This is a genomic window from Rheinheimera salexigens (assembly GCF_001752395.1).
GTDB lineage: Bacteria > Pseudomonadota > Gammaproteobacteria > Enterobacterales > Alteromonadaceae > Alishewanella > Alishewanella salexigens.
Window position 1 is genome coordinate 755,127 of record NZ_MKEK01000001.1, and the last position, 23,126, is coordinate 778,252.

General features: G+C 43.3%; 23 protein-coding genes and 1 tRNA gene. 11 read left to right on the forward strand and 13 right to left on the reverse strand.

Features of this window, described 5'->3' with window-relative positions; genetic code table 11:
- Nucleotides 1–78: 78 nt before the first annotated feature.
- The 5 genes from BI198_RS03600 to phoU all read left to right on the forward strand — a co-directional run bounded on the left by BI198_RS03600 (nucleotide 79) and on the right by phoU (nucleotide 5,766).
- Nucleotides 79–1,110 carry a substrate-binding domain-containing protein gene (locus tag BI198_RS03600; protein WP_070048321.1) on the forward strand — a complete coding sequence of 344 codons (1,032 nt, stop codon included), beginning with the start codon at nucleotides 79–81 and terminating at the stop codon, nucleotides 1,108–1,110.
- A gap of 180 nt (nucleotides 1,111–1,290) precedes the next feature.
- Complete coding sequence (gene pstC, locus BI198_RS03605; protein WP_070048322.1) at nucleotides 1,291–2,670, forward strand: phosphate ABC transporter permease subunit PstC; 1,380 nt, start codon at nucleotides 1,291–1,293, stop codon at nucleotides 2,668–2,670.
- A gap of 3 nt (nucleotides 2,671–2,673) precedes the next feature.
- Nucleotides 2,674–4,104, forward strand: coding sequence for a phosphate ABC transporter permease PstA (pstA, locus tag BI198_RS03610; protein WP_235605221.1), 1,431 nt, complete (start codon nucleotides 2,674–2,676; stop codon nucleotides 4,102–4,104).
- Nucleotides 4,105–4,150: 46 nt separating this feature from the next.
- Nucleotides 4,151–4,969, forward strand: coding sequence for a phosphate ABC transporter ATP-binding protein PstB (pstB, locus tag BI198_RS03615; RefSeq protein ID WP_235605222.1), 819 nt, complete (start codon nucleotides 4,151–4,153; stop codon nucleotides 4,967–4,969).
- A 71-nt stretch (nucleotides 4,970–5,040) separates the two neighbouring features.
- Nucleotides 5,041–5,766 carry a phosphate signaling complex protein PhoU gene (phoU, locus tag BI198_RS03620; protein WP_070048323.1) on the forward strand — a complete coding sequence of 242 codons (726 nt, stop codon included), beginning with the start codon at nucleotides 5,041–5,043 and terminating at the stop codon, nucleotides 5,764–5,766.
- A 140-nt stretch (nucleotides 5,767–5,906) separates the two neighbouring features.
- On the opposite strand, the gene BI198_RS03625 is transcribed toward phoU, so the two are convergent.
- Nucleotides 5,907–8,564 (reverse strand): TonB-dependent receptor domain-containing protein, encoded by a 2,658-nt coding sequence (locus BI198_RS03625; RefSeq protein WP_070048324.1) that lies wholly within the window; start codon nucleotides 8,562–8,564, stop codon nucleotides 5,907–5,909.
- A gap of 89 nt (nucleotides 8,565–8,653) precedes the next feature.
- Complete coding sequence (locus BI198_RS03630; RefSeq protein ID WP_235605224.1) at nucleotides 8,654–10,075, reverse strand: hypothetical protein; 1,422 nt, start codon at nucleotides 10,073–10,075, stop codon at nucleotides 8,654–8,656.
- Nucleotides 10,076–10,315: 240 nt separating this feature from the next.
- On the opposite strand from BI198_RS03630, the gene phoB reads away from it, so the two are divergent.
- From phoB to BI198_RS03645, 3 genes are all read left to right on the forward strand, one after another.
- Nucleotides 10,316–11,002, forward strand: a complete 687-nt coding sequence (gene phoB / locus BI198_RS03635; RefSeq protein WP_070048325.1) for a phosphate regulon transcriptional regulator PhoB — start codon at nucleotides 10,316–10,318, stop codon at nucleotides 11,000–11,002.
- A gap of 14 nt (nucleotides 11,003–11,016) precedes the next feature.
- Nucleotides 11,017–12,303 (forward strand): phosphate regulon sensor histidine kinase PhoR, encoded by a 1,287-nt coding sequence (phoR, locus tag BI198_RS03640; RefSeq protein WP_070048326.1) that lies wholly within the window; start codon nucleotides 11,017–11,019, stop codon nucleotides 12,301–12,303.
- A gap of 84 nt (nucleotides 12,304–12,387) precedes the next feature.
- Nucleotides 12,388–13,437: a lipoate--protein ligase family protein gene (locus tag BI198_RS03645; protein WP_070048327.1), complete on the forward strand. Its 1,050-nt coding sequence runs from the start codon at nucleotides 12,388–12,390 to the stop codon at nucleotides 13,435–13,437.
- 8 nt (nucleotides 13,438–13,445) lie between these two features.
- Here BI198_RS03645 and BI198_RS03650 read toward each other — a convergent pair whose 3' ends face one another.
- Nucleotides 13,446–13,979 carry an RDD family protein gene (locus BI198_RS03650; RefSeq protein WP_070048328.1) on the reverse strand — a complete coding sequence of 178 codons (534 nt, stop codon included), beginning with the start codon at nucleotides 13,977–13,979 and terminating at the stop codon, nucleotides 13,446–13,448.
- A gap of 161 nt (nucleotides 13,980–14,140) precedes the next feature.
- Between BI198_RS03650 and BI198_RS03655 the strand changes: the two genes are divergently transcribed.
- The 3 genes from BI198_RS03655 (at nucleotide 14,141) to BI198_RS03670 (ending at nucleotide 15,547) form a co-directional block, all read left to right on the forward strand.
- Nucleotides 14,141–14,227 (forward strand) — tRNA-Leu (locus BI198_RS03655).
- 394 nt (nucleotides 14,228–14,621) lie between these two features.
- Complete coding sequence (locus BI198_RS03665; protein WP_070048330.1) at nucleotides 14,622–15,074, forward strand: hypothetical protein; 453 nt, start codon at nucleotides 14,622–14,624, stop codon at nucleotides 15,072–15,074.
- A complete protein-coding gene (locus tag BI198_RS03670; protein ID WP_141728834.1) occupies nucleotides 15,074–15,547 on the forward strand; it encodes a hypothetical protein in 474 nt (157 codons plus the stop codon). The genes BI198_RS03665 and BI198_RS03670 overlap by 1 nt, the downstream gene beginning before the upstream one ends.
- Nucleotides 15,548–15,575: 28 nt before the next feature.
- Here BI198_RS03670 and BI198_RS03675 read toward each other — a convergent pair whose 3' ends face one another.
- From BI198_RS03675 to BI198_RS03710, 10 genes are all read right to left on the reverse strand, one after another.
- The gene (locus BI198_RS03675; protein ID WP_070048332.1) at nucleotides 15,576–15,761 is read right to left on the reverse strand and encodes a hypothetical protein; all 186 of its coding nucleotides are present in this window, start codon (nucleotides 15,759–15,761) and stop codon (nucleotides 15,576–15,578) included.
- Nucleotides 15,762–15,784: 23 nt separating this feature from the next.
- The gene (locus tag BI198_RS03680; RefSeq protein ID WP_070048333.1) at nucleotides 15,785–16,399 is read right to left on the reverse strand and encodes a hypothetical protein; all 615 of its coding nucleotides are present in this window, start codon (nucleotides 16,397–16,399) and stop codon (nucleotides 15,785–15,787) included.
- Nucleotides 16,400–16,519: 120 nt separating this feature from the next.
- On the reverse strand, nucleotides 16,520–17,248 hold the full coding sequence (locus BI198_RS03685; protein ID WP_083256547.1) for a sulfite exporter TauE/SafE family protein: 729 nt from the start codon (nucleotides 17,246–17,248) through the stop codon (nucleotides 16,520–16,522).
- A 13-nt stretch (nucleotides 17,249–17,261) separates the two neighbouring features.
- A complete protein-coding gene (locus tag BI198_RS16035) occupies nucleotides 17,262–17,462 on the reverse strand; it encodes a pirin family protein (RefSeq protein WP_235605226.1) in 201 nt (66 codons plus the stop codon).
- Nucleotides 17,463–17,533: 71 nt separating this feature from the next.
- The gene (locus BI198_RS16040; protein ID WP_201243395.1) at nucleotides 17,534–17,956 is read right to left on the reverse strand and encodes a pirin family protein; all 423 of its coding nucleotides are present in this window, start codon (nucleotides 17,954–17,956) and stop codon (nucleotides 17,534–17,536) included.
- A 111-nt stretch (nucleotides 17,957–18,067) separates the two neighbouring features.
- Entirely contained in the window at nucleotides 18,068–18,715 is a 648-nt protein-coding gene (locus BI198_RS03695) for a substrate-binding domain-containing protein (RefSeq protein ID WP_201243397.1), read from the reverse strand.
- Nucleotides 18,657–18,962, reverse strand: a complete 306-nt coding sequence (locus tag BI198_RS16045) for a LysR family transcriptional regulator (protein ID WP_201243399.1) — start codon at nucleotides 18,960–18,962, stop codon at nucleotides 18,657–18,659. Before BI198_RS16045 ends, BI198_RS03695 begins: the two co-directional genes overlap by 59 nt.
- Nucleotides 18,955–20,835, reverse strand: coding sequence for a monovalent cation:proton antiporter-2 (CPA2) family protein (locus BI198_RS03700; protein WP_083256548.1), 1,881 nt, complete (start codon nucleotides 20,833–20,835; stop codon nucleotides 18,955–18,957). Before BI198_RS03700 ends, BI198_RS16045 begins: the two co-directional genes overlap by 8 nt.
- Nucleotides 20,836–20,886: 51 nt before the next feature.
- The gene (locus tag BI198_RS03705; protein WP_070048334.1) at nucleotides 20,887–22,143 is read right to left on the reverse strand and encodes a bifunctional alpha/beta hydrolase/OsmC family protein; all 1,257 of its coding nucleotides are present in this window, start codon (nucleotides 22,141–22,143) and stop codon (nucleotides 20,887–20,889) included.
- A 52-nt stretch (nucleotides 22,144–22,195) separates the two neighbouring features.
- The gene (locus BI198_RS03710) at nucleotides 22,196–23,050 is read right to left on the reverse strand and encodes a pirin family protein (RefSeq protein ID WP_070048335.1); all 855 of its coding nucleotides are present in this window, start codon (nucleotides 23,048–23,050) and stop codon (nucleotides 22,196–22,198) included.
- Between the last annotated feature and the right edge of the window lie 76 nt (nucleotides 23,051–23,126).

Consider the following 23,126-nt stretch of genomic DNA (forward strand, 5'->3'; position numbering starts at 1 on the left):
AATTATTGTCTGTCATATCAGTGTAATAAAACCGTAGCATACTGCAGGCGTTATCTTACCAAAACTTGGGAACTTGATATGAAACTGCAGACCTTAACACGCATCGCTTTAGCTGCTTCACTGACAGTTATAAGCATAAACTCCGCTCAGGCCGCCAGTCGCGATACTATTCAAATTGCTGGCTCATCTACCGTTTTACCATTCTCATCTATTGTCGCTGAAGAATTTGGCCAAAGCTTTGCCCAATTTCGCACCCCTGTAGTAGGCTCTGGTGGTTCATCAGGTGGTTTACGCCAGTTTTGCCAAGGGGTAGGAGCCAATACAATTGATATTGCCAACTCATCACGTGAAATTCGTCCGAATGAAGTTGCGGCCTGTCATGACAATGGCGTTAAGCAAATTATTGAAGTAAAAATTGGTTACGACGGTATTGTATTTGCTTCTCGTACTGACGCTGCAATCTTTCACTTACTGCCAGAACATGTGTTTTTAGCCCAAGCTGCGCAAGTACCAGTTCAAGGCCAAATGGTAGCGAATCCTTATAATCGCTGGTCAGAAATAGATAAGTCGCTGCCTGATCAAGCCATCTTACTGGCTATTCCAGGCTCTAATCACGGTACTCGTGAAGTGTATGAAGAAAAAGTCGTGTTGCCAGGCTGTAAAACCTTACCTGCGGTAAAAGCCCTAGCTAAAACTGAGCAACATGGCTTTTGCACCGCTATGCGAACAGATGGCAAAGTAGTTGAAATAGCAGGTGATTATACTGAGACCTTAGCTCGGCTATCGGCACAGAAAGATGCTTTAGGCGTATTTGGCTTAAGTTTTTATGAAGCCAATCGGGATCGAATTAAAGTCGCTACGGTTTCGGGTGTAGAGCCAAATTTAGACAGTATTTTAAGCGGTGAATATCCGGTGTCTCGGCCATTATATTTTTATATTAAAGGTGAGCATATTGGTGTGATCCCCGGTTTGCAACAATTCGCCCAGTACTTTGTTAGCGATGTAATGTCTGGTTTTGATAGTCAATTAGAGCAGGCTGGATTAATTCCACTATCAGATGAAGAGCGCAGTGAAATAACGGCAAAAATAACGCAAAAAGTAGCATTGTAAAGCTGCTAGCTGCTGTTCCATTAAGTGCTGGTTTAGTTTGTAATGCTACAAATTTATTGCAGTTTTATGGCTGTAATAAAACTGCAATAAACCAGCTTTATACTGCTGCTATACGTTAACTATACCGCTTAGGTTAGGGCTGAAAAGCCTAAAACCATTAAGGTTTACTACGGAGTATTAATGAGTAACCTTACATTACTAATGCTGTTATTAATATTGATGGCTGTTGGCTATCAACTTGGCATTACACGTAGTCGTAAAGTAGCAACTGCCCATCACGGCATTAAAATGCATTCGCGTAATCATCATTACGGTGTAATGGTCGGGTTATGGGCGGTGTTACCCGCTTTTTTACTGTTACTAGTCTGGTTATGGTTAGCACCACAAGCCATTAATGGCTTAATGTTGGCCCAGTTACCAGCTGATATTAGCAGCCTATCGGCAGATCAACTTAAAGTGGTATCGCAGCGTATTAGCAATTTAGCCAGTAATTTTGCGGTGGTGGATGATGCACTGCCCTGGGAACTGGCCGCCGCTGAGCACTTAAAGCAATTGCGCAGTAATAGCGCGCTGGTATTAACCGCCTTAATTGCCGTTATTGCGGCGATGGGCTTATTGCTCAGTTTGTATAAAATTACCCCGCGTTTACAAGCTCGGCATCAAGTTGAATCCGCCGTAAAAGTACTGCTTATTCTTTGTTCCGCCGTAGCAGTGTTAACCACTATTGGCATCGTGTTATCCATGGTGGGTGAAACACTAAAGTTTTTTAGCTTTATTAATCCTGTCGATTTTTTCTTTGGTACCACTTGGAATCCACGCTTTGCCACAGTAGGCAGTGAAGCCCAAGGAAGCTTTGGTATTTTACCGTTGCTATCAGGTACTTTTTTAATCGCGCTTATTGCCATGCTAGTGGCTATTCCGCTGGGTTTATTAGTGGCCATTTATTTATCAGAATATGCCTCATTAAAGCTGCGTAATACCGCTAAGCCATTAATTGAAATATTGGCCGGTATTCCCACTATCGTTTACGGCTTCTTTGCCTTAGTGACGGTGGGACCTTTTCTTAGCCAGTTCGGTACGGCTATTGGCTTAGATATTCGGGCAACGTCGGCACTGACTGCTGGGGTAGTAATGGGCATTATGATTATCCCGTTTATCTCATCGTTATCAGACGATATTATTACCCAAATACCCAAGTCGTTGCGTGATGCTTCATTAGGTTTAGGTGCCACTAAATCTGAAACCATTATTAAAGTAGTACTACCCGCAGCCTTACCAGGCATAGTGGGCGCAGTGCTATTAGCGGCCAGTCGGGCCATTGGCGAAACCATGATAGTGGTATTAGCTGCGGGTAATAGCCCGGCGTTAACCGCCGATCCGTTTCAAGCCGTCTCTACCGTAACGGTGACCATCGTTAATCAATTAACCGGCGATAATGACTTCTCTAGCCCGCAATCGTTAGTAGCGTTTGCCTTAGGCTTAACGTTATTTGTCATTACGTTACTGCTCAATATTTTCGCCTTAATTATCGTTCGTAAATACCGTGAACAATACGAGTAAGCTATGACTATGCCTTCAACTAGGCCTTCAGGCCCAAAATCAGTTAAAACCGCCGACGCTAGCCAGTCGCCAGCACTGTCTGCGGCACAGCAGCAATTACAGCATCAACAAGCGGTGCAGCAAAAAGTACAAGCGTCATTAGCTAAACGACACACTAAAGAAAAGTTGTTTCGCCGTTTAGGTTTTTCTGCGGTATTAATTAGCTTAGGTTTAGTAGCAATTCTGTTTATTAATATTTTCTCTAAAGGTTTACCGGCGTTTTGGCAGTCGAGCATTACCTTAGATATTTATTTCGATCCGGCCATTGTTAAAGTGTCTGATAAACCAGTTAAAACAGCCACTGAATCAGAGCAAGCATTTCAACAACGTAGCATGCAGTGGCAAACCGAAGTGGGCTTTATTAACTTTAATCGCTTAATCACCAATAGCTTAAAACAAGTATTGCCCGATGCGAATAAACACCGCCGTGAATTAAGCCGCGTTGTAACCTCGGGTGAGCGTTATGCGCTGCGCGATTTAGTCTTAGCCAACCCAGACATCGTGGGCCAAACTCGTCGTTTACACTTACTGACCGATGCCAATATTGATGTCTGGCTAAAAGGTAATATTGACCGCAGCTTGCCAGATGAGCAACAGCAGCTAAGTCCGGTGCTACAACGCTGGGCCGAGCAATTGGCCAAAGAGGGTATTATTCAGAATCGCTTTAGTTTTGCCTTGTTTATGAACCCAGATTCGCGTAGCTCGTTAGCTTCAGCCGGATTAGCGGGCGCCTTTATGGGCTCATTTTATATGTTGTTAGTGGTGATATTATTGGCCGTGCCAATGGGCGTAGCGGCGGCAATATATTTAGAAGAGTTTGCACCGCAAAACCGTTTTACCGATTTAGTTGAAGTCAATATTAATAACTTAGCCGCTGTGCCATCCATTGTATTTGGTTTACTTGGCGCGTCGGTATTAATAGGTTGGTTTAACTTGCCCATGTCGGCGCCCATTGTCGGCGGTATTGTTTTGTCATTAATGACCTTGCCTACGGTAATTATCGCGACTCGTTCTACTTTAAAAGCCATTCCACCATCAATTAGACAAGCGGCACTGGGACTAGGGGCGTCAAAAATGCAGGCGGTGTTCCATCATGTATTACCTCTGGCTATCCCCGGTATATTAACCGGCGCTATTTTAGGTGTTGCCCAAGCCTTAGGTGAAACCGCACCGCTACTACTAATCGGTATGAAGTCTTTTGTCGCATCAGTACCGGCTACCCCCTTTGAGCAATCAACCGCGCTGCCAGTGCAAATTTTCTTATGGCAAGGTAATGAATTGCGTAACTTTTTTGAAGCCAGAACCTCAGCTGCCATCATAGTGCTTTTAGTCATGATGTTAAGTTTAAATGGTATTGCTATTTTCTTACGTAAAAAATTCCAACGTAATTGGTAACGTATTAACTACTAAGCATTAAATTGCAATAAAAGTGGATATCTTAATGAACAACATTCAGTCTAAAACTCAACCTACAACGGCAACAGTACCTGACACAGTGCCTGACACAGTTAAAATAGCGGCCAAAGACGTCAAAGTGTTTTACGGCCAAAACCAAGTGCTGCACGGCATTAATATGGATGTGCATGCAAACGAAGTGATCTCGTTTATTGGTCCGTCAGGCTGTGGTAAATCCAGTTTTCTGCGTTGTATGAATCGGATGAACGATACCATTGAAGGCTGTCGGGTCGAGGGGCAAATTTTGTTAGACCAACGGGATATCAATGCGGCCAATATCGATGTAGTGCAATTACGTGCGCAGGTAGGCATGGTGTTTCAAAAGCCGAATCCGTTTCCAAAATCGATTTATGAAAATATCGCTTATGGCCCCAAATTACACGGCTTAGCCCAGCGTAAAGCCGATTTAGACGATATTGTAGAATCTAGCTTGCGCCGTGCGGGTTTGTGGCAAGAAGTGAAAGATCGCTTAGATCAGCCTGGCACCGGTTTATCCGGCGGTCAGCAGCAACGTTTATGTATTGCTCGCAGCATTGCGGTTAGCCCTGAAATAATCTTAATGGATGAACCTTGTTCGGCGTTAGATCCCATCGCAACCTCAATTATTGAAGAGCTAATTGATGAGCTAAAACAAAATTTCACCATCGTCATTGTTACCCACAATATGCAGCAAGCAGCGCGAGTATCAGATCGCACGGCGTTTTTTCATCTGGGGCAAGTGATTGAAATTGGCAATACCAATGAGCTATTTACCAACCCAAAACAAAAACGTACCGAAGACTATATTACCGGCCGCTATGGCTAAGCCAACTGTTCAAGTAGGCCGCTTAAAAGGCCTTACCCAATTAGGTTAGGTTAATAAAGGAGTATTAGATTATGCCCAATAGTAAAATCGGCCGCCATTATTCCCAAGCTTTTGATACCGAGTTACAACAAGCGGTGGATCGTTTGCTACAAATGGCTGCTTTAACTCAGCAGCAGTTAACGGATGCCATAGCCGCTTTTGTTGAAGCTGATCATGCTCGTGCTGAGCAAGTGGTAGCCAGCGACCATAGAGTAAATGACTTTGAAGTTGATATTGATGAACATTGTCTGGATATCTTAGCCCGCCGCCAACCCGCTGCTAGTGACTTGCGCTTAGTATTAACGGTATTAAAAAGCATTAACGATATTGAACGTATTGGCGATTTAGCCAAGCGGGTAGCAAAAACCTTATTAGAACAAGCCGATACGGACAGGCCTAATCAAGCGCAACTAGATGAAATAGATGTCATGGGCCATCGCGTATTGCATATGTTACAACGCGCTTGTGTCAGTTTTGAGCGGATGGACGCAACAGATGCTCTTACGGTACTGCGCAAAGATAAAGAGATTGATCAAGATTACGATCGTATTGTGGCGCAAAGCATTAGCGCCATGAGCAATGACAGCAGCCAAGTCGGCCCTAGCATGCAGCTATTTGTTATCGCCCGAGCGTTAGAGCGTATTGGCGATCATAGCCGTAATATTTGCCAGCATGTTATTTTTCTCTGCAAAGGGCGTAATGTAGCGCATTTTAGCGATGCCGAATTACAGCAGATTGTCGATAAGCAGCGCAGTTAACTTAACGCTAAAATCTCAGTGTAACAAAGAAAGTAAAGCAGCTTAAATTAAAAAGGTTTGCCACTTTGACTTATAGTGACAAACCTTTTTTTTATGGCTGAATTTTTTAAGCGCTTATGCATCGATAAGCGCATATTGGTTTAAAAGTTATAGCTTAGGCTTAAACTATAGTCTTGGCCTTCGGCTCGACGTTGTAATATTTGGCCTTGCTGTAATATTTCGACATCTTGATCTAGCAAGTTTTTCGCGGCTAGTTTCAAGCTTAAATTCTCGCTTGGCGTATAGCTATAGGTTAAATCTAACGAGTTAAACGGTTGCTCATAGGCATCATCTTTATCATTCACACCGGCAAAAGCGATGCGCTTGCCAAACACATTATAAGTTAGCGTGGCATGGTGCTGATCGTTATCGGCGTCATAACCAAGCTGCATATTTAACACATATTTAGAATGGCCACTTAGCCCGCGTTTGCTATGAGTCAGGTTTGCGCCAGGTAACGGCTGAATGCTGATTTCAGAGTCACTTAAGGTTAGGTTCGATGCCAGATAAAAGTTGTCAGCAACGTCGCCCAGTTGACCACTAAACATATCCAGTTGTTGCAATACTTCAGCTTCAATACCGTAAATTTTGCCACCTTGAGCATTACGGAACGACATTAACAAATTACCGTCGGAGCCCGATAACTCTATGGCTTCTATTGGCTTAGATAAGTCTTTATAAAATACGCCAACGCTATAGTTACTATTATCTTGATACCATTCTAAGCGCGCTTCAGCGCTATTAATATCGGTGCTTGTTAGTCCAGCATAACCGGTCACTTTAAACTCGGTTAATGGGTCTAGGTACAGCACTGGCGTGACTTCACGTAAGTCGGGTCTTACCACGGTTTTGCTATAACCAAATCTAGCTTGTAGCTCATCATTAATAAACCAAGTTAATGATAAAGCAGGGTAAAAGTCTTGCTCTACTAGTACAGAATCTAACACGTTACCGCTAATATCACCGTTGGCATTTAAGGGTAATGACAGTTGTTTAAAGTCTTCGTAGCGCAGACCAAGGTTTATTTTAAATAAGTAATCATAATTAATTTCTATGGCAGCATAGCCAGCATCAATAATCTGCGCGGCGACATAATCATCGGCTTGCGTAGTTACGTTAGAAATTTTAAAGCCATTGCTGCTGTTGCTGATATTGGTATCAGAGAAAATGTCACTAAAACCGTCAGTAAGCTGGGATAGGCTAAAGCCTAATGTATCAAAATTAAATAAATTGGTTTCGGCATGTCTATTGCGCTGAAAATTGGCGTAACCACCACTGAATAATAATTCAGCTTTGCCTATGTTTGCTGGTAACGAAAAGTTTAGATTGGCACTTTTGGTTCGATCGTTCATATCGCTAAAACTGTAATTAACCGCGTTTTGATTACGGCGTAAAAAGGATTGTACGCTGCCGTCACTTTGCTGCTCGTTTAAATAGCGAAAATCCACCTCACCTGGTGCATCACGGCGAGCTTTTGCTTGGGTATACTGCCAATCTAGCGCTAAACCGGCGATATCATCTAACTGGTGCTGGCCGCGTATTTGTTGGCTAATAAGGCTGCGTTCTTCATAGCGAATGCTGGTATCGGTATTGTTGCGATTAGGCTCATTAATCGTTTCAATACTATCGCCTTGCTTAATTTTAATTTCATCTTTGCTATCAAGCAGGTACAAGCTAGTGGTTTCAATGCGGTGAGCGGGAGTAAATTCAACACCAAAATTTAGCATGCCAGATAATTTAACCTGATGCTCGGTACCGCTAATGTCATCATAGCGATTTAGAGGCACTAAATTGTCACCAGAAACAGAATAATAGCGCTCTTGTTGCTCAATATTGTCGGTAGCGCGGCTATAACTTAAGCCTGACATCATACCAAACACGATGTCATCACTGATGCTATAGCGATCACCAAAAGATACGCTGGCATTTAAATCAGGCTCAACGTCACTAGAACGTATAGCAATATCGCGATTAAAGGCTAAACCTAAATTACGCAGCTCGGTATCAGCAGCGGCAAGGTTGGCTGCGGTAATTCCGCCGTTAGCTTGGGCAATAGTAGTGCGAGTAATAGTGCCATATTGCTGCAATGCCGACTGTAATAACGGTGACATGGCACGCGTGCCGTCGTCTTTACCTCGCCAGTCATCAGCACCGCCACTATACACATAACCGTCCTCATTATTTAGGCTGTTATAACCGGTGCCTAAGGCCATACTAAAACTGGTTTGGCGGGGAATGCTCACGGTGCGAATATTAACATTACCGCCACCAAAGGCCGCGGGTAAATCTGGCGAGTAAGCTTTTTGCACCACTAAGCTGTCGATAATGCCAGCAGGAAACATATCTAATGGCATGACATTACGAGTAGGATCGGGACTAGGTACCATAGCGCCATTAAGTAAGGTGCTTGAATAACGCTCGCCTAAGCCTCTGACATATATAAATTTATCTTTTACTAAGGTAAGGCCCGTGACTCGGCGCAACGCTGTCGCCGCATTGCTATCACCTGCGCGGGCAATTTGTTCCATGCCCAACACTTCTGCCACATAGGTATGCTCACGCCGCTCGGCAGCCGCTGAGGCAGCAGAACTAATTAAGCGACCAGTAATGGCAATATGTTCTATCTGGTCTGGCGCTGCTGCAACAGCAACACTCTGTTCAGCAAAGGTGGCTAAGGATATAAAGGTTGTAGCCGATGTCAGCGCTAGCAGTACACTGCGACTGACACGACTAAAAGTTAAGGCTTGTTTGCTGCTCATCTGAAAGTCATCCTATCAGCTTTAAAAAGTAGGGTGCTGCAATCACTTTTCATGCAGCACCGAAAGTGAACGTTATTTGCTGTTATGGATTAGTCGGTAAAACCTATAGTCCAGCCTTGAGTCCAGTCATTGCTGCCATCAAAAGCGCCAATGTAATTAACGGCATCAAACCAACCGTCCACGTTATTGCTAACGTCATAGCCATTGTTCAGAGCAGGAGAGGTCGCTTGTGGCATATAGCCAGTTAGCATGGCGTCGGTGACTAAGTTACCAGGCTGGGCTAAAAACCAAGCTTGCGCATCTAAGGTCACGTTTTTATTGCCATCAACGGTGTTTTTAAAGGCTTCAGGACAATCGATAATGGAGTTGCGGATTAAGATTTCACCATTATTAGCGTTAGCCACCGACTCATCGCTATTAATTTCCAAACATTCGCCCATACCGGTAGGGCCGGTAACAATCATGTTATACAACTCTCCGGCAGTACCCGCGCGCAGTAGCACACCTTCAGAGTCGTCTTCGCCATCAAAGGCATTGCCAATAATGGTGATATTAGCAATGCGTGGCTTACTAACGGGCTCGGCCGTAAAGTTACCCGATTGGTTATCGGCTTCTATACCACGGTTAGCTTTAGTGTTATTAGGATTATGCTTAATTAACACGTGCTGCATGCGGCCTGTCCAACCATCCGCCCAGTCTAGTGAGTCGTCTTGATTGCCGGTTAATACCACATATTTAGCATCTACCGTGCCACCAAAAAATTCGACACCGTCATCTAAATTATTATGCACTTGGATATATTCCACTGCAGTGCCACGGCCAACACCGGCAAAGGTAATACCGTTTAGCTCGTTATCTGGAATAACTTCATAACCGGCATAACGCACTTGTAAGTACTTTAATGCGCCACTACTATCGTCTGGGTTAGCACCACCATAAGGGCCAGCTTCGCCTTCAGACTCTACTTGGCAGTTGGCTAAATCGGCTTGGTTACACTTGTTAGTAGGCGCCTTGCCTAATAACACTAAGCCACCCCATTCTGCGCTAGACTCATCATTCGACAGTCCCAACATATCGTTAACAGATGTCATAATAATCGGCTCTGCTGCTGTACCCACGGCATTAATTTTAGAGCCGCGGGCCACCACTAAATAATCGGCTCCACTTTTACCAAAGACCGAGGTGCCTGGCGCTATGCTTAAGGTGGCGCTATTGGCATTATCGTTACCTACCACCACTTTGCCGTTAAGTGACCAGAGAATATCGGCACTTAAGCGCGCATCTGCGGTGATGGTGCCAGTCAGTTCACATACTGGTTTATCATTGCCGGTTAACTTAGCGCCTTCAGTAGCAAATGCTGGGCAGCTGCTAGTAGGTGGCGTTGTGCCACCGCCGTCACTATTGCCACCGTTGCCATTACCGCCTGTATTAAGAATCACATCACCACCACAGCCGGCCAAAAATAGGGCGGTAGTAATAGCGCTAAGTTTCATTAAGTTTGCTAAAGCCATGGTTATTTCTCCGTTGTATTTTTATGGGTGCAAGTACTAGGTTTAAATTAACTGCACGCAGCCTAGCGCAGAGAAATGACATTTTTATGACGGAAAAATTACGATATAAAAACGGGCTACATTGCCATTGCGGGATAAGGTAATATAAAGCTAACCGTTTCATAAAACTGTCATAATGTGCAGTGATACTAAGCAACATAAGTATTTAAAATAAGTATTTACGAAAGCTTGAGGAACCCAATGTCCAGACGCATTTTGATTGTGGAAGATGAAGCACCCATCCGGGATATGTTAAGTTTTGTGGTTGAACAAAATGGCTATCAAGCCGATACCGCCGCCGATTATGATGAGGCAATACTGGCCATCGTAGAGCCTTATCCGGATCTTATTTTACTGGACTGGATGCTACCGGGTGGTAGCGGCATTCAAATTGCCAAGAAAATGAAACAACATGAAATCACCCGCAATATTCCGATTATTATGATCACCGCGCGCGGTGAAGAAGAAGATAAAGTTCGTGGCTTAGAAGTGGGTGCTGATGACTATGTGACTAAGCCCTTTTCGCCTAAAGAGCTGATGGCGCGGATCAAGGCCGTTATTCGTCGCGTGTCACCTACTAGCTTAGATGATACGATTACTATTCAAGGCTTAGTGTTAGATCCGGTGTCGCATCGGGTCACTGCCAACGGTACGGCACTAGAGATGGGGCCTACCGAATTTCGGTTATTACACTTTTTTATGACCCATACCGAGCGCGTATACAGCCGTGAACAGTTGCTAGATCAAGTGTGGGGCACCAATGTCTATGTCGAAGATCGCACCGTAGATGTGCATATTCGCCGCTTACGCAAAGCGATTTCTCATGCTGAACATGACAAACTCATTCAAACCGTACGGGGCTCTGGCTACCGTTTTTCAGCTAAATAAGGTTAACCACGCCCATGCGCCAATTGCTGTCTAAAAAGAAGGTTTACAGCAAAGTACTATTGTTATTTTGTTTTATCGGTGTGGTGGGTTTTTTGTCGAATAGTGCCTTAGCGGCCTTACTGATTTTAAGTGTCGCTTTATTGCTGTGGCACTATCATCATTTATTTTTACTAGATAAATGGTTATGGCGCGATCGCAAACTATCCCCGCCGTTAAGCGAGGGAGTTTGGGGTAATTTATTTGAAGGCTTCTATTATCAACAGCGTAAAGAGCGGCGCAAGCAACGTTTGTTACGCGATACAGTTCGCCGCTTTCGGGATGGTGCGGAAGCTTTACCTCAAGCGGTAGTGGTGTTAACAACCGATTGGGCCATAATTTGGTGCAATAAGCTGGCGCAAATGCTAATAGGTTTACACTGGCCAGATGACGAAGGTCAGCGTTTACATAATCTTATTCGCCATCCTGATTTTTTAAGCTATCTAAAACAGCTTAATTTTAGCCAACCATTAGAGCTCGCTTCACCGATTAATGAACAGTTGGTCCTAGAGTTTAATATCGTACCTTACGGTGCTGAACAATATTTATTAACCGTGCGCGATATCAGCCAACTTAAACAGCTAGAGCAAGTTCGCAAAGATTTTGTCGCCAATGTATCGCATGAGTTACGTACGCCATTAACGGTATTACAAGGTTATTTAGAATTAATGGACGACGAGAGTGTGCCAGATGAGAAAATTTGGCGCAAAGCTCACACGGTAATGTTAGAACAAACAAAGCGTATGGATGGGCTGGTTCAGCAATTATTAACGCTATCGAGAATAGAGGCCTCAGCCCGAGTGCAATTTGAAGATAAAGTGGATGTACCTGCGATGCTGGCGCAATTAAAGCTTGAAACCGAAAGCTTAAATCAAGAAAAGCAGCATCATATTCAGTTTAAAATTGATAATAGTTTGTATGTTACTGGTGTAAGCGAAGAGCTACGCAGTGCCTTTTCTAATTTAGTCATTAATGCCATTAAATACACGCCAGCCGGTGGCGACATTCAAATCAGTTGGCAGCGCCAGCATTTGAGCGCGCTATTTTCGGTAATCGATAATGGCGAAGGCATAGCACCGCAACATGTGAAACGCTTAACCGAACGCTTTTACCGAGTAGACCAAGCACGGGCTAGAAACACCGGTGGCACCGGCTTGGGTTTAGCTATTGTTAAACACGTATTATCACGCCACAACAGTCGGTTAATGATTTTTAGTGAACCAGGCCAGGGCAGTCGTTTTAGCTTTACCTTACCCGCGGAGTGAGTGCAGCTAAAGCTTGCTTAGCAAGGGTTGGTTTTTTAGAATGAAGCAAAGGCTTAACAGCAAACTAAAAAGCAAGGTGAAGCGATGCACGGTGAATATAAGGTACCAGGCGGCAAGTTAGTGGTTGCAGATGTAGCAGTGCAACAGGATATATTAAGCCAAGTCAGTATTTCCGGTGACTTCTTCTTAGAACCAGATAGCGCGTTAACCCGCATTAACCAAGCCCTTACAGGCTTACCTAGCAGCGCTAGCCATAAAACCCTTACCACAGCTATTCAACAAGCGCTCGACGACGATGTGGTGATGTTTGGTTTCTCTGCAGAAGCAGTCGCCACCGTAGTTCGGCGTGCTTTAGGCCATGCCAGTAGTTGGCTTGATCATCAATTTACCCTGATCCCGCCGGTTACTTTACCAGCAGTTGAGCATGTCGCGTTAGACGAAGTGATAGCCAACTCGGTAGCGAGAGGTTTACGCGGGCCCACATTACGATTTTGGGATTGGGATGACTCTGTAGTGGTGATAGGCTGTTTTCAATCGGTAAAGAACGAAATAGATATGCCGGCAGCAAAAAATGCCGATATAAAAGTGGTGCGCCGAATAACAGGTGGCGGTGCCATGTTTATGGAACCAGGCAACTGCATTACGTATTCGTTAACGGTGCCAACATCGATAGTAGATGGCATGAGCATTGAACAGTCATATCAGTTTTTAGACGCTTGGGTGTTGGCAGCTTTAGCGGAAGTCGGCATTAACGCTCACTATAAACCGTTAAATGATATTGCGTCTGACCAAGGTAAAATAGGCGGTGCGGCCCAAAAACGCTTTGCTAGCGGGGTGTTAGTTCACCATGCCACTTTGGCATACAATATAGACGCTAACAAAATGCTGCAGGTGTTACGTATTGGCCGAGAAAAACTCTCTGATAAAGGCATTACCAGCGCGAACAAGCGAGTCGACCCCATGCGCAGCCAAACGGGCTTAACTCGAGCCGCCATTATCGACGCTTTTATTCAGCACTTTTCTAAAAACTACCCAACCCAAACAGGACAGTATTTGCCGCAAGAACTTGGCAGCGCTAAAACACTAGTCACCGAGAAGTATTTAAGCCAAGAGTGGTTGTACAAAGTGCAGTAGGGCTCTGGTTAGCGCGCGTTTTTATACAGGTTTAAGGCCCGGCTTTGCTGTTTAGTTAACACCACCATTTGGGTGTGGCTTAGCTGGTCTTGTAAGGCTAAGCCTTTACCCCAACGGATTAACAACCACAAGTTACCCAGCCCCAACAAAGCGGTTAAGGCGCGGATAGCCGCTTGCTTTAAAGTAACCGGTCGGCCATCTTGCTGCACTAATAGAACACGCCAACTGCGCATACCTAGGGTTTGGCCGCCTTTGCACCAAAAATATAAATAAAAGCCTATAAACAGTGCTAAAGAATATAGCTGAAACCAAATTTTATGATCCGCTATATAAGCCGCCGGGTCGGCATAATTGGCAAAAGAAATTACCCCAGCGCTATTAAGCAAGGCCACTAGCCCCAGTCCCAAAGCCATGGCGAGCATCCATAAGGCAATTAAGATTAACCAGTCATAAAACATTGCCGCTAACCGCCGCCATAAACCAGCGCGAGGTGCGACAGCAAATTCAGAATAAGAATGAGATAAAGACTCAGAGCTATGCATAATACAACCCATAATAAAAATCGCGGCAAGTGTAACATGCAGCCAACTTATTTCGAAGCTGCTGTAATTTTAGCCAAGCAAATAAATTAACAGAGAAATTATGTTGCGCTGCGCCAGATGCATCGTATAATGCCAGCGTTTACTGCAAAAAATCCCTCAGTGCCTGGGTGGCGAAATTGGTAGACGCAGTGGATTCAAAATCCACCGTTGGTAACAACGTGCCGGTTCGAGTCCGGCCCTAGGCACCATATATTTTTATTTCTTGTCTTGTCACTTTAAATCTTATTTATTCGAAATCTGTAGTATTTGAGATGATATTTTCTCTTTAGAATTTATCGGTACTTATGATCAAGCCTACTACCATAAGACCAGCAGATTAAACTCCCTTTCTAAAGTATAAATAGCCTGCTGTGGTAGCTTTGTGGCAATAGCTGGCATGACCTTCGGTATTTATAAAAAATAATACAGTATTTTTGCAGGCAGTGCTAAATGGTTTAAAACCAACTTTACACTCATTTTCTTATTGTTTTTTTATCATTTTACTTACATTAAACCAGCAAGTTTGGCATCATTATGCTTATCGCAACAATGACAGCCGCTGGGTAGAAGCCTTTAATAAAGCTGTCAGCAATGGAGCAGGGAATGGATACCATCCAACTGATTAACTTACTACCTTATACTTTTTTAAATCCACTAATCCTGATGGCATATATCTTTATCTGCTCAGAAAACGCGCTACTTCAAGGGAGTAAAATACAAACCTTCTATGATATTGGTGGCAACTCGCAGCGCATTAACTTAGGGCTATATTTAGGGTTTTGTGTACTGGCGAGTGGTTTGTTTATCAGCTTTAAGCTGGTTACCTTGCTCCCCTTAGCTACAACGGATGTAACGGCTTTGGATCTTATATTAGTCGAACCTGGCTGGAGTGAGTTTATCGCTTATATAGCGACGCTATTTACGCTATGCGGCTTTTTAGCAAAAGACGGTATTGAAAGCAATGTAGCAGGGTTTATCTTTTTTCCGTTCTTAATGTTAGGTGCTGTGCTTTTAGTCATAAACCATGTCAGTTGGTTATGGGCAAAGGTGATTTAATGGACGGACAAGTTGATTGGTGGATGTACCTACTTAGTGCCTTTACGCCCGTTGTTACGCTTTTAACTCTAGGTTCCTTAAAAGCCAGCGCGGAGCAAAAAAACTCTACTAATAAAGCGGATAAGGGTATAACTGCGCCCGATATGTCTCCTTTGGGTGTATCAATTACTACAGCTCTGACTCAAGTAGTGTTGGGCGGTATGTTATATGCTTTGTGGTTAGGCGGACACGGGCTGGTATTTTGGCTTATTGATAAGCCGCTGCATATCAGTGCCTATTTTTATAAGCCGCCGCTAGTTGCCTATTGGTTTCCTTATTTGCTCGGACTGTTTTTTATAATATACAGGGTACTAATAGCGCCAAAAATCAGCCAGATGCGCATAAAGGCCATTATGCACAGCTTAATTAGTTTAGGTTTTTTGGCCGCTAGTTATATGGTGATGATTACTTATTTGAAATGGTTAGCTGTTTAAATAGTGCTATGCACAAATATGCTAGCCGTTATTGGTTAACTGTCAACGCCGACTGTGTTGGCATTAACTTACCTAAGATAAAGTCTATTGCAGCTTCACTTTGAAATGAATTATGGTTTGAAGGTGCGATGATCAACTGTTGAAATAAATGGGTAAACTCGCTTGGTAGCGTGACTAACAAGGCACCAATATAGCCAATAGTAGAATTAGCCACTTGTGAGCCTTTTAATGGAGTATCTAAGAAAAAACAGTGTTGTCTTTAAATGCCGGTTCAAAAATGAAAATATCTTTTAGTGCAGCGTTGTCCACGGTTAATACGGCATCAGGACTTTGATTTAAAGCAGCATCCCAAAGACCTAAATGGGTTTCGGTCGCTAATAACTTTGCCACCACGCCGCCCATACTGTGACCAATAATCACCGCTTTATCTATCGGGCTTGGGCTAGCAATTTGTTGACTAAAGCTAAATTGGCTAGGGTTGGCGTACTGTACGTTAACGCTGTCAGTGGTAAAACTAGGCTGCTTAGTCATTTTGATTAACAGATATAAAGTCTGGTTATAACTCGTAAGCGCATACTGGCGTAGCGGTTGGCTTAAATCTGCTCTACTCAACAACTCGTTACTACAATGAACCAATAATACTAAACCGATATCGGTGTCTTTGGTTAAAGACAGGCAATGCTGGTGCACTTCGTTGGTTGTCAGATCATGGAAATTCGGCAGCTGGCCAGCTACTAACGCTTTTTTAACCCTGACGTTAGGCTCTTGTTGTTGAAAAAAGCGTGCTGATGAGCAACTTGTTAGCAAAGTAACAAGGCATAGCAAACAAATGACATGCAATAATTTAAACATCGCTATTTAGCATACGAATTAAGCATAAGTATTGAAAATAAGTATTAAGCATGAACTAACAATAGTTTATCTGCACTTCTTTGTGAACTAGCAGCCTTAATTTTAATGGCTAAAATACGGTTACTTTAGTAATAACCAAGTACCTAATAGCAACAGTAAGTAGTTCATAACTTTTAAAAATAATTGTTTATCGATGCTGGTATTTATCTTTACTCCTATCCAGTTACCGAGCAGTGCCAGCGGAAAAAATAGCAGGGCCGTAACAATAGTAGCGCTTGGTAATAAGCCAAAAGATAGGGCGGCAATTAGCTTAAAAATATTCATCATGGCGAAGAATATGGCCGCAGTAGCGACAAACTTACTGGGGGTTAAGCCAATAGCGCTAAAGTAAATAATAATGGGTGGGCCACCAGCGTGCACTAAGCTGCTAGTTATGCCGGAAAACATCGACATCACGACAGCGCCAATTTTATTACTGAGAAAGCTAAGTGTAGTTTGCTTAAATAGGATATTTTTTAGGGCAAAAACAATACAAATAAGGGCAATAATCAATCTGAGATAGTCAGGGTTAATCAGGTCTATCACTAAATAAGCAATGATAACCCCTAATAATGCGCCAGGGATTAGCGGCAGTAATAGCCGATTATCCCATTTTCGCCAAAAGCTTTTAACACTTAAGATGTCTGCAATAATCAATAATGGCAGCATTAAAGCAATAGCTTGGCTAGCGGGCAACTTTAGCATTAATAGGGGCACGGCGAATACGCCTAATGCCCCAGCAAATGCGGATTTTGATATACCAATTAGCACAACAACAAAGGCTATTAGTACTAAGGTTGTCATATCCATAGTAACGCTTTACCTATCGCACTGGCGGTAGGGTAAACCATAGCGCTTCAAGGTCAGAACTAGCTTGCAGTTCAAGCTGTTGCTTAGGATCCATAGCAAAGGCATCACCAGCAGTAAAAGATTCATTAGCAACTTTTAGCTCGCCTTTTACTAAGTGTAAATAACCTATGTAATCACCCGGCGTTAGGTTAAAAGTATCGTTTTGTTTTAACACCAGCCGCGATAAGCTGGCATCTTGGTTTAATGATAAGGTGCCATTTTCACCCGTCGCGGTAATTAACGGTGTTAGCGGCCCATTTTGTGGAATAGTTTTTGTTCATAACTTGGTTTAATACCCATTTTATTGGGTTGGATCCAAATTTGAAAAAACTTCACCTTTTCCGTGTCTGACGGGTTAAACTCAGAATGCATCACGCCACTACCTGCACTCATGCGCTGCACATCACCAGCGGGAACAATGTGCTTATTGCCCTCACTGTCTTCATGCTTTAACGCACCTTCAGTCACATAAGAGATAATTTCCATGTCACGGTGACCGTGAGTGCCAAAACCTTGGCCGGGCATAACCATATCGTCGTTAATCACCCGCAGAGCCGAAACGCCCATATGTTTAGGATCATGGTAGCTGCCAAAAGAAAAACTGTGCTTGCTCACTAACCAGCCTAAATTGACCGCGCCTCTATCTGCAGCTCGTCTAATGTATTTCATGGTTTAATTCCTTCTCTAATTACAATGAGGCTAGTTTAACGTTTACCTGAAACGATTAAAATTAGTTAATCTAGCGTCTATCATTCTAATTAAGCGAATGTGATCTAAGCTTTATGAAGCTAGCAGTGATTGACAACGGTATCTTAACTCGCCTAAAAACGCTCTCGCTGCCGGGCCTAAGCTGTCACCATCTTTAAAAATGAGGTGCAGTTGCATAGATCGACGGCTATTGTTACGTAACGGCAGCGGCAGTAATTGGCCACTAGCAAGCTGTTGCTCAATAGCGCTGCTGGGTAGCCAGGCAAAGCCCAGACCATTACAAATCATATCTATAGAAGTGCGTAAATGGCTGACCGTCCAGCGTTGATTGGCGCCTAGCCAGCCGGCATCGCTTTTATTAAGCAAGGCTGAGTCTCTAACCACCACTTGGCGATGGCTTTTTAAGTCTTGCTCTGACAGATCTCGGTTAAAGGCATGTAAAGCATGTTCAGGGTTGGCCACCGCCATAAAATCTATCTGGCATAGTTGCTCACTAAAGCCATCTATTAAGGCCACTGGCGAAATAGCAATATCGACATCAGCATTCTTTATTAACTCGCTGGCGCCGCTAAGTACGGATTCCACCAGTTCAATTTGCAACATAGGATATTGAGCCGAAACGCTCTCTAACACTTGATACAAAATGGCATGGGGAAACATTTCATCTACCGCAATGCGTAAGTGTGACTGCTGTGCCTTGGCCCAGGGTTTGGCCGACAATTTCTAATTTAGCTGCTTCATCCAGCAGAAAATTAGCTCTTCTTAACATTAAAGTACCGGCTTCGGTTAACACCGTTTTGCGACCTTCGATTTCAAATAACTTGACGTTTAAAGTGCTTTCTATTTTGCCCACTGCATTGTGGATACTAGACTGACTTTTATGGATGCCTTGAGCCGCTTGATTAAAACCGCCAAATTGCACCACAGAGCGAAACATCCGCCATTGCTCTAGAGTGACTCTAAGCATCTTTTATCTCTTTATTTATGTGCGCATCTTGTTTCTCAGCGGCTTGGTTGGCACTTCCTGAGCAAGTGTCCAATTTTTCTTGCTGCTGTTTATCCGCATTTAGTACTTGTTTTAGATCATCTAAGCGCTGTTTGACGGCTACGCCATAACTGCGATCATCGCCCCATAAATGCGCCAGTTTATGCAGAGATTCCTGATCATGGGCGGAAAATAACTGTCCGGCACGTTCGGCATCGTCACGGTTATTACCAAGTAAGGTCAAGGCTTCAACGGCTAAATGTAGTGCCGAGTGAAAAGTTTCTCGCTCAAAGCTAGTGACGCCGATATGCAGCAGTTCATAAGCATGGCGACGGTCAATGGCACGGGCGACTATTTTTAGTTGCGGGTAATGTTTTTTAGCCAGCTCAGCAATCTTTAATATTTTATCAGCATCATCTATGGCAATAACCAGCAGTTTGGCTTCGTTGGCGCCGGCGGCCGCTAATAGATCACGGTTAGCCGCATCGCCATAAAACACTTTATTGCCAAAGCGGCGCACCAAATCGATTTGACTTGAACTGTGGTCCAATATAGACAAATGATAGCCTTGAGCACTAAGCAAGCGACCGACAATTTGGCCAAATCGACCATAGCCAGCAATGATGACATTTTTAGTCGCTTCCATCTGTTCAGGGTGATCGTATGCTTGATTAGCTTGTGTGTTTTTATTGAAAAATTTATCGTAAACAATAAGCAGTAAAGGCGCCATTAGCATGGATATAGCCACTACTAAGGTAGTAATTTTGCTTTGCTCTGGACTAAGTATTTGTAAAGTAGAAGTGAGTGATAGCAAAACAAAGGCAAATTCACCGCCTTGAGCCAAAGCCAAGGTGAATAACAGCTTTTGCTTACTTTTCATATTAAAAAGTACCGCTAACAAATACAGTACTAACGCTTTAACCACTATTAATCCGGCTACCAGCATAATAACTAGTGACAGGTTTTCAAATAACAACGGAAAGTCGATTGACGCGCCAACGGTGATAAAAAATAAGCCAAGCAGCAAGCCCTTAAAAGGCTCAATATCAACTTCAAGCTCATGCCGAAATTCGTTATCCGCTAACACCACACCGGCTAAAAAAGTACCCAAAGCAGGGGATAATCCAATTTTTTGCATAATCACGGCTATGGCAATAACTAAGAATAGTGCCAGCAGAGTAAATAATTCTCTTAGCCGCGTTTCTGCGATGTACCTAAATAACGGCGCGGAAATATATCTACCGGCAATTATAATGGCAGCGATAACAATAAATGAAATCAACACTTGGCCGTACACAGGGTAGTGTTCTATTAGGTTATTATGATCTGTTGCAACACTAATAGTGTCACTAAAAGCTAATAGGGGTAATAACGCTAAGATGGGAATAACCGCAATATCTTGAAACAACAATACCGAAAAAGCATTTTGGCCGGCGTCTTGTTTTATCCAGCCTTTTTCAGTGAGGGTTTGCAGCACTATAGCTGTTGAAGACAATGCCAGCATTAAGCCAATGGCTAATGCAGTTTCCCAACGTAGGGCTAGCGCATAATGGCCAATAACAAAAAACACGGCACTGGTTAATACCACTTGCAGGCCACCTAAGCCAATAATGGAATTTTTAAGCTTCCAGAGCCGAGAAGGTTGCAGCTCTAAACCGACTAAAAATAACATCATTACCACACCGAACTCGGCAAAATGCATCACATCGGTCTGATCGCCCACCAGAGCTAAGGCAAAAGGGCCTATTAATATACCGGCTAGCAAATACCCCAGCACCGAGCCTAAACCTAGTCGCTTGGCAATGGGAACGGCCACAATGGCTGCGGCTAAATATATTAAGGCAATTTCAATCATTTATAGCTCTTTATTTAGGGGTAGTGTTTTTTAATTTTATTTAGTTAGCTGTTATTCTGCAGTCGTTTCAACAACTAATTTACTATGTAGTGTTTTATGCACCGGGCATTTGTCGGCGATAGCCAGCAGCCTTTGTCGTTGTTCATCGCTAATATCGCCAACAATCTTTATTTTTCGGCTGATAAGCTCGACATGGCCATCTTGTTCGTCACAGTTTTTACAATCCTGATGGTAGTTTTTGCTGTGACTTAAGCTGACGCTAATATCAGTAATGGCCAACTTTTTATGCTTGGCATACATGCGCATTGTCATTACAGTGCAAGTACCTAAAGCCGCTAACAAATGCTCGTATGGATCGGGGCCAAGGTTTTGCCCGCCTACTGCCAAGGGTTCGTCAGCTAACCAAAAATGACTATCACTGCTGACATTAAGGGTAAAGTTATGATCTTTCTCTGTTACTACTAAGCTGCCGTTTTCAGTAATGGTTTTTTCTGCTGCATCATCAGTAGCGTCATCGCTTATATCATTAGTGATGTCATCAGCTACGTCATCGGTATCTGTATGCAGATACTTATCTGCCCAGCTGCTAATTACAGTAGCGGCATATTCTGCATCTGCTTTATTGGATAATAAGTGATCGGCTTTGTCTAACGAAATAAAGCTTTTAGGATGTTTAACACTGCTGTAGATTTTTTCAGCTTCATTAATAGACACCACCGTATCAACCGGACTGTGTAAAATTAACAGCGCTTTACCGTTAAGGCCAAAATGATGCTGACTATTGGCATTAACATCATCAATAAACTGCTTTTGGATAGAAAACTCTCTTAGCCCCAATTTTACCGTTGCTACGCCATCTCGTTTGATGGCATCAACACTGTCGGCAAAGTTTTTGATAACATGCTCAGCTTTGGCCGGTGCGGCTATTGCAACCACAGCGTTAACAGATTTAATTCTATTAGCCACCGCAAGCACGGCAGCACCGCCAAGGCTATGGCCAATTAGTAATTGTGGTGCTTGGTAGTGCTTAGCTAAATAATCAGCTGCCGCGGTTAAGTCAGCAAGGTTCGAGCTAAAGTTGGTATTAGCAAAGTCACCATCACTATTACCTAAACCAGTAAAATCAAAGCGCAGCACAGCAATACCCTTTGCTACTAAGGCACGTGATATTCTGGTTGCCGCAGCAATGTCTTTGCCACAGGTAAAGCAGTGGGCAAATATTGCATAAGCTTTTACATGGCTGGCCGGGCTTTCTAACAACCCAGATAGACTGATGCCATTACTTATAAAGGTTAGCTTTTCTCTCACGTTAGTATCCTTTAGCTTATTTGCTGACAAGTATGTAGAGTAAGTGAGCTTATTATTTAAGTGGAATAAACTCTTTATCGTCGCCCGGTATGGTAGGAAAACGGCCGTTTTTCCAATCATCTTCGGCTTGTTTAATTCGCTCTTTACTAAAAGAAACAAAATTCCAAGAAATAAATGGTACTTGCTCGAATTTCTCACCACCTAACATAATAAAGCGGCCATCAGTTGCTAGCTCAATTTGGCTATCACCTGGTTCTAATAAAATAAACTCATTGGTGCCGAAGGTTTGACCATTAATAGTAACTTCACCACAAATGGTGAAGATGGCCATTTCTTGCTCTGGGTTAGGCCGGGTGATAACACTGGCTTGGCTGGCAACAACATCAATATAAAACATGGGTGAATAGGTTTTAACTGGTGAGCTTAAACCATAAGCTTCGCCTACCACTAAGCGCATCATGACACCCTCATGGGTAATGTGCGGTAAGTCATTTTTTTTGGTGTGGCTAAAGGCAGGTTCTAATTCGGCCATATTTTGGGGTAACGCTACCCAGCATTGTAAGCCGCTTATTGCATGGGGGTTGGCCCGAACTTCAAAGCTTTCACGTTCTGAATGGACTATTCTTTTGCCCGATGTCATCCAGTTAACATCACCTGGTTGAATCTCTATATTATTACCTAGCGAGTCACGGTGTAAAATACTGCCTGCAAATAAATAGGTTAAGGTTGATAAACCAATATGTGGGTGCGGTCTAACATTAATGCCTTGGCCTGCAGGAAAGTTATTGGGGCCCATTTGGTCAAAGAAAATAAAAGGCCCAACCATGCGCTTTTCTTGATGCGGCAACACGCGCTTGACACTTAAACCACCAATATCATGATCTTTAGCTTTAAGAATTTTAGCCATTTAGTGCATCCTCTCTCTATTCATTCTTATTTGGTTGACGAATATTGATATATTCATCATGTTCATTCTTATTTAT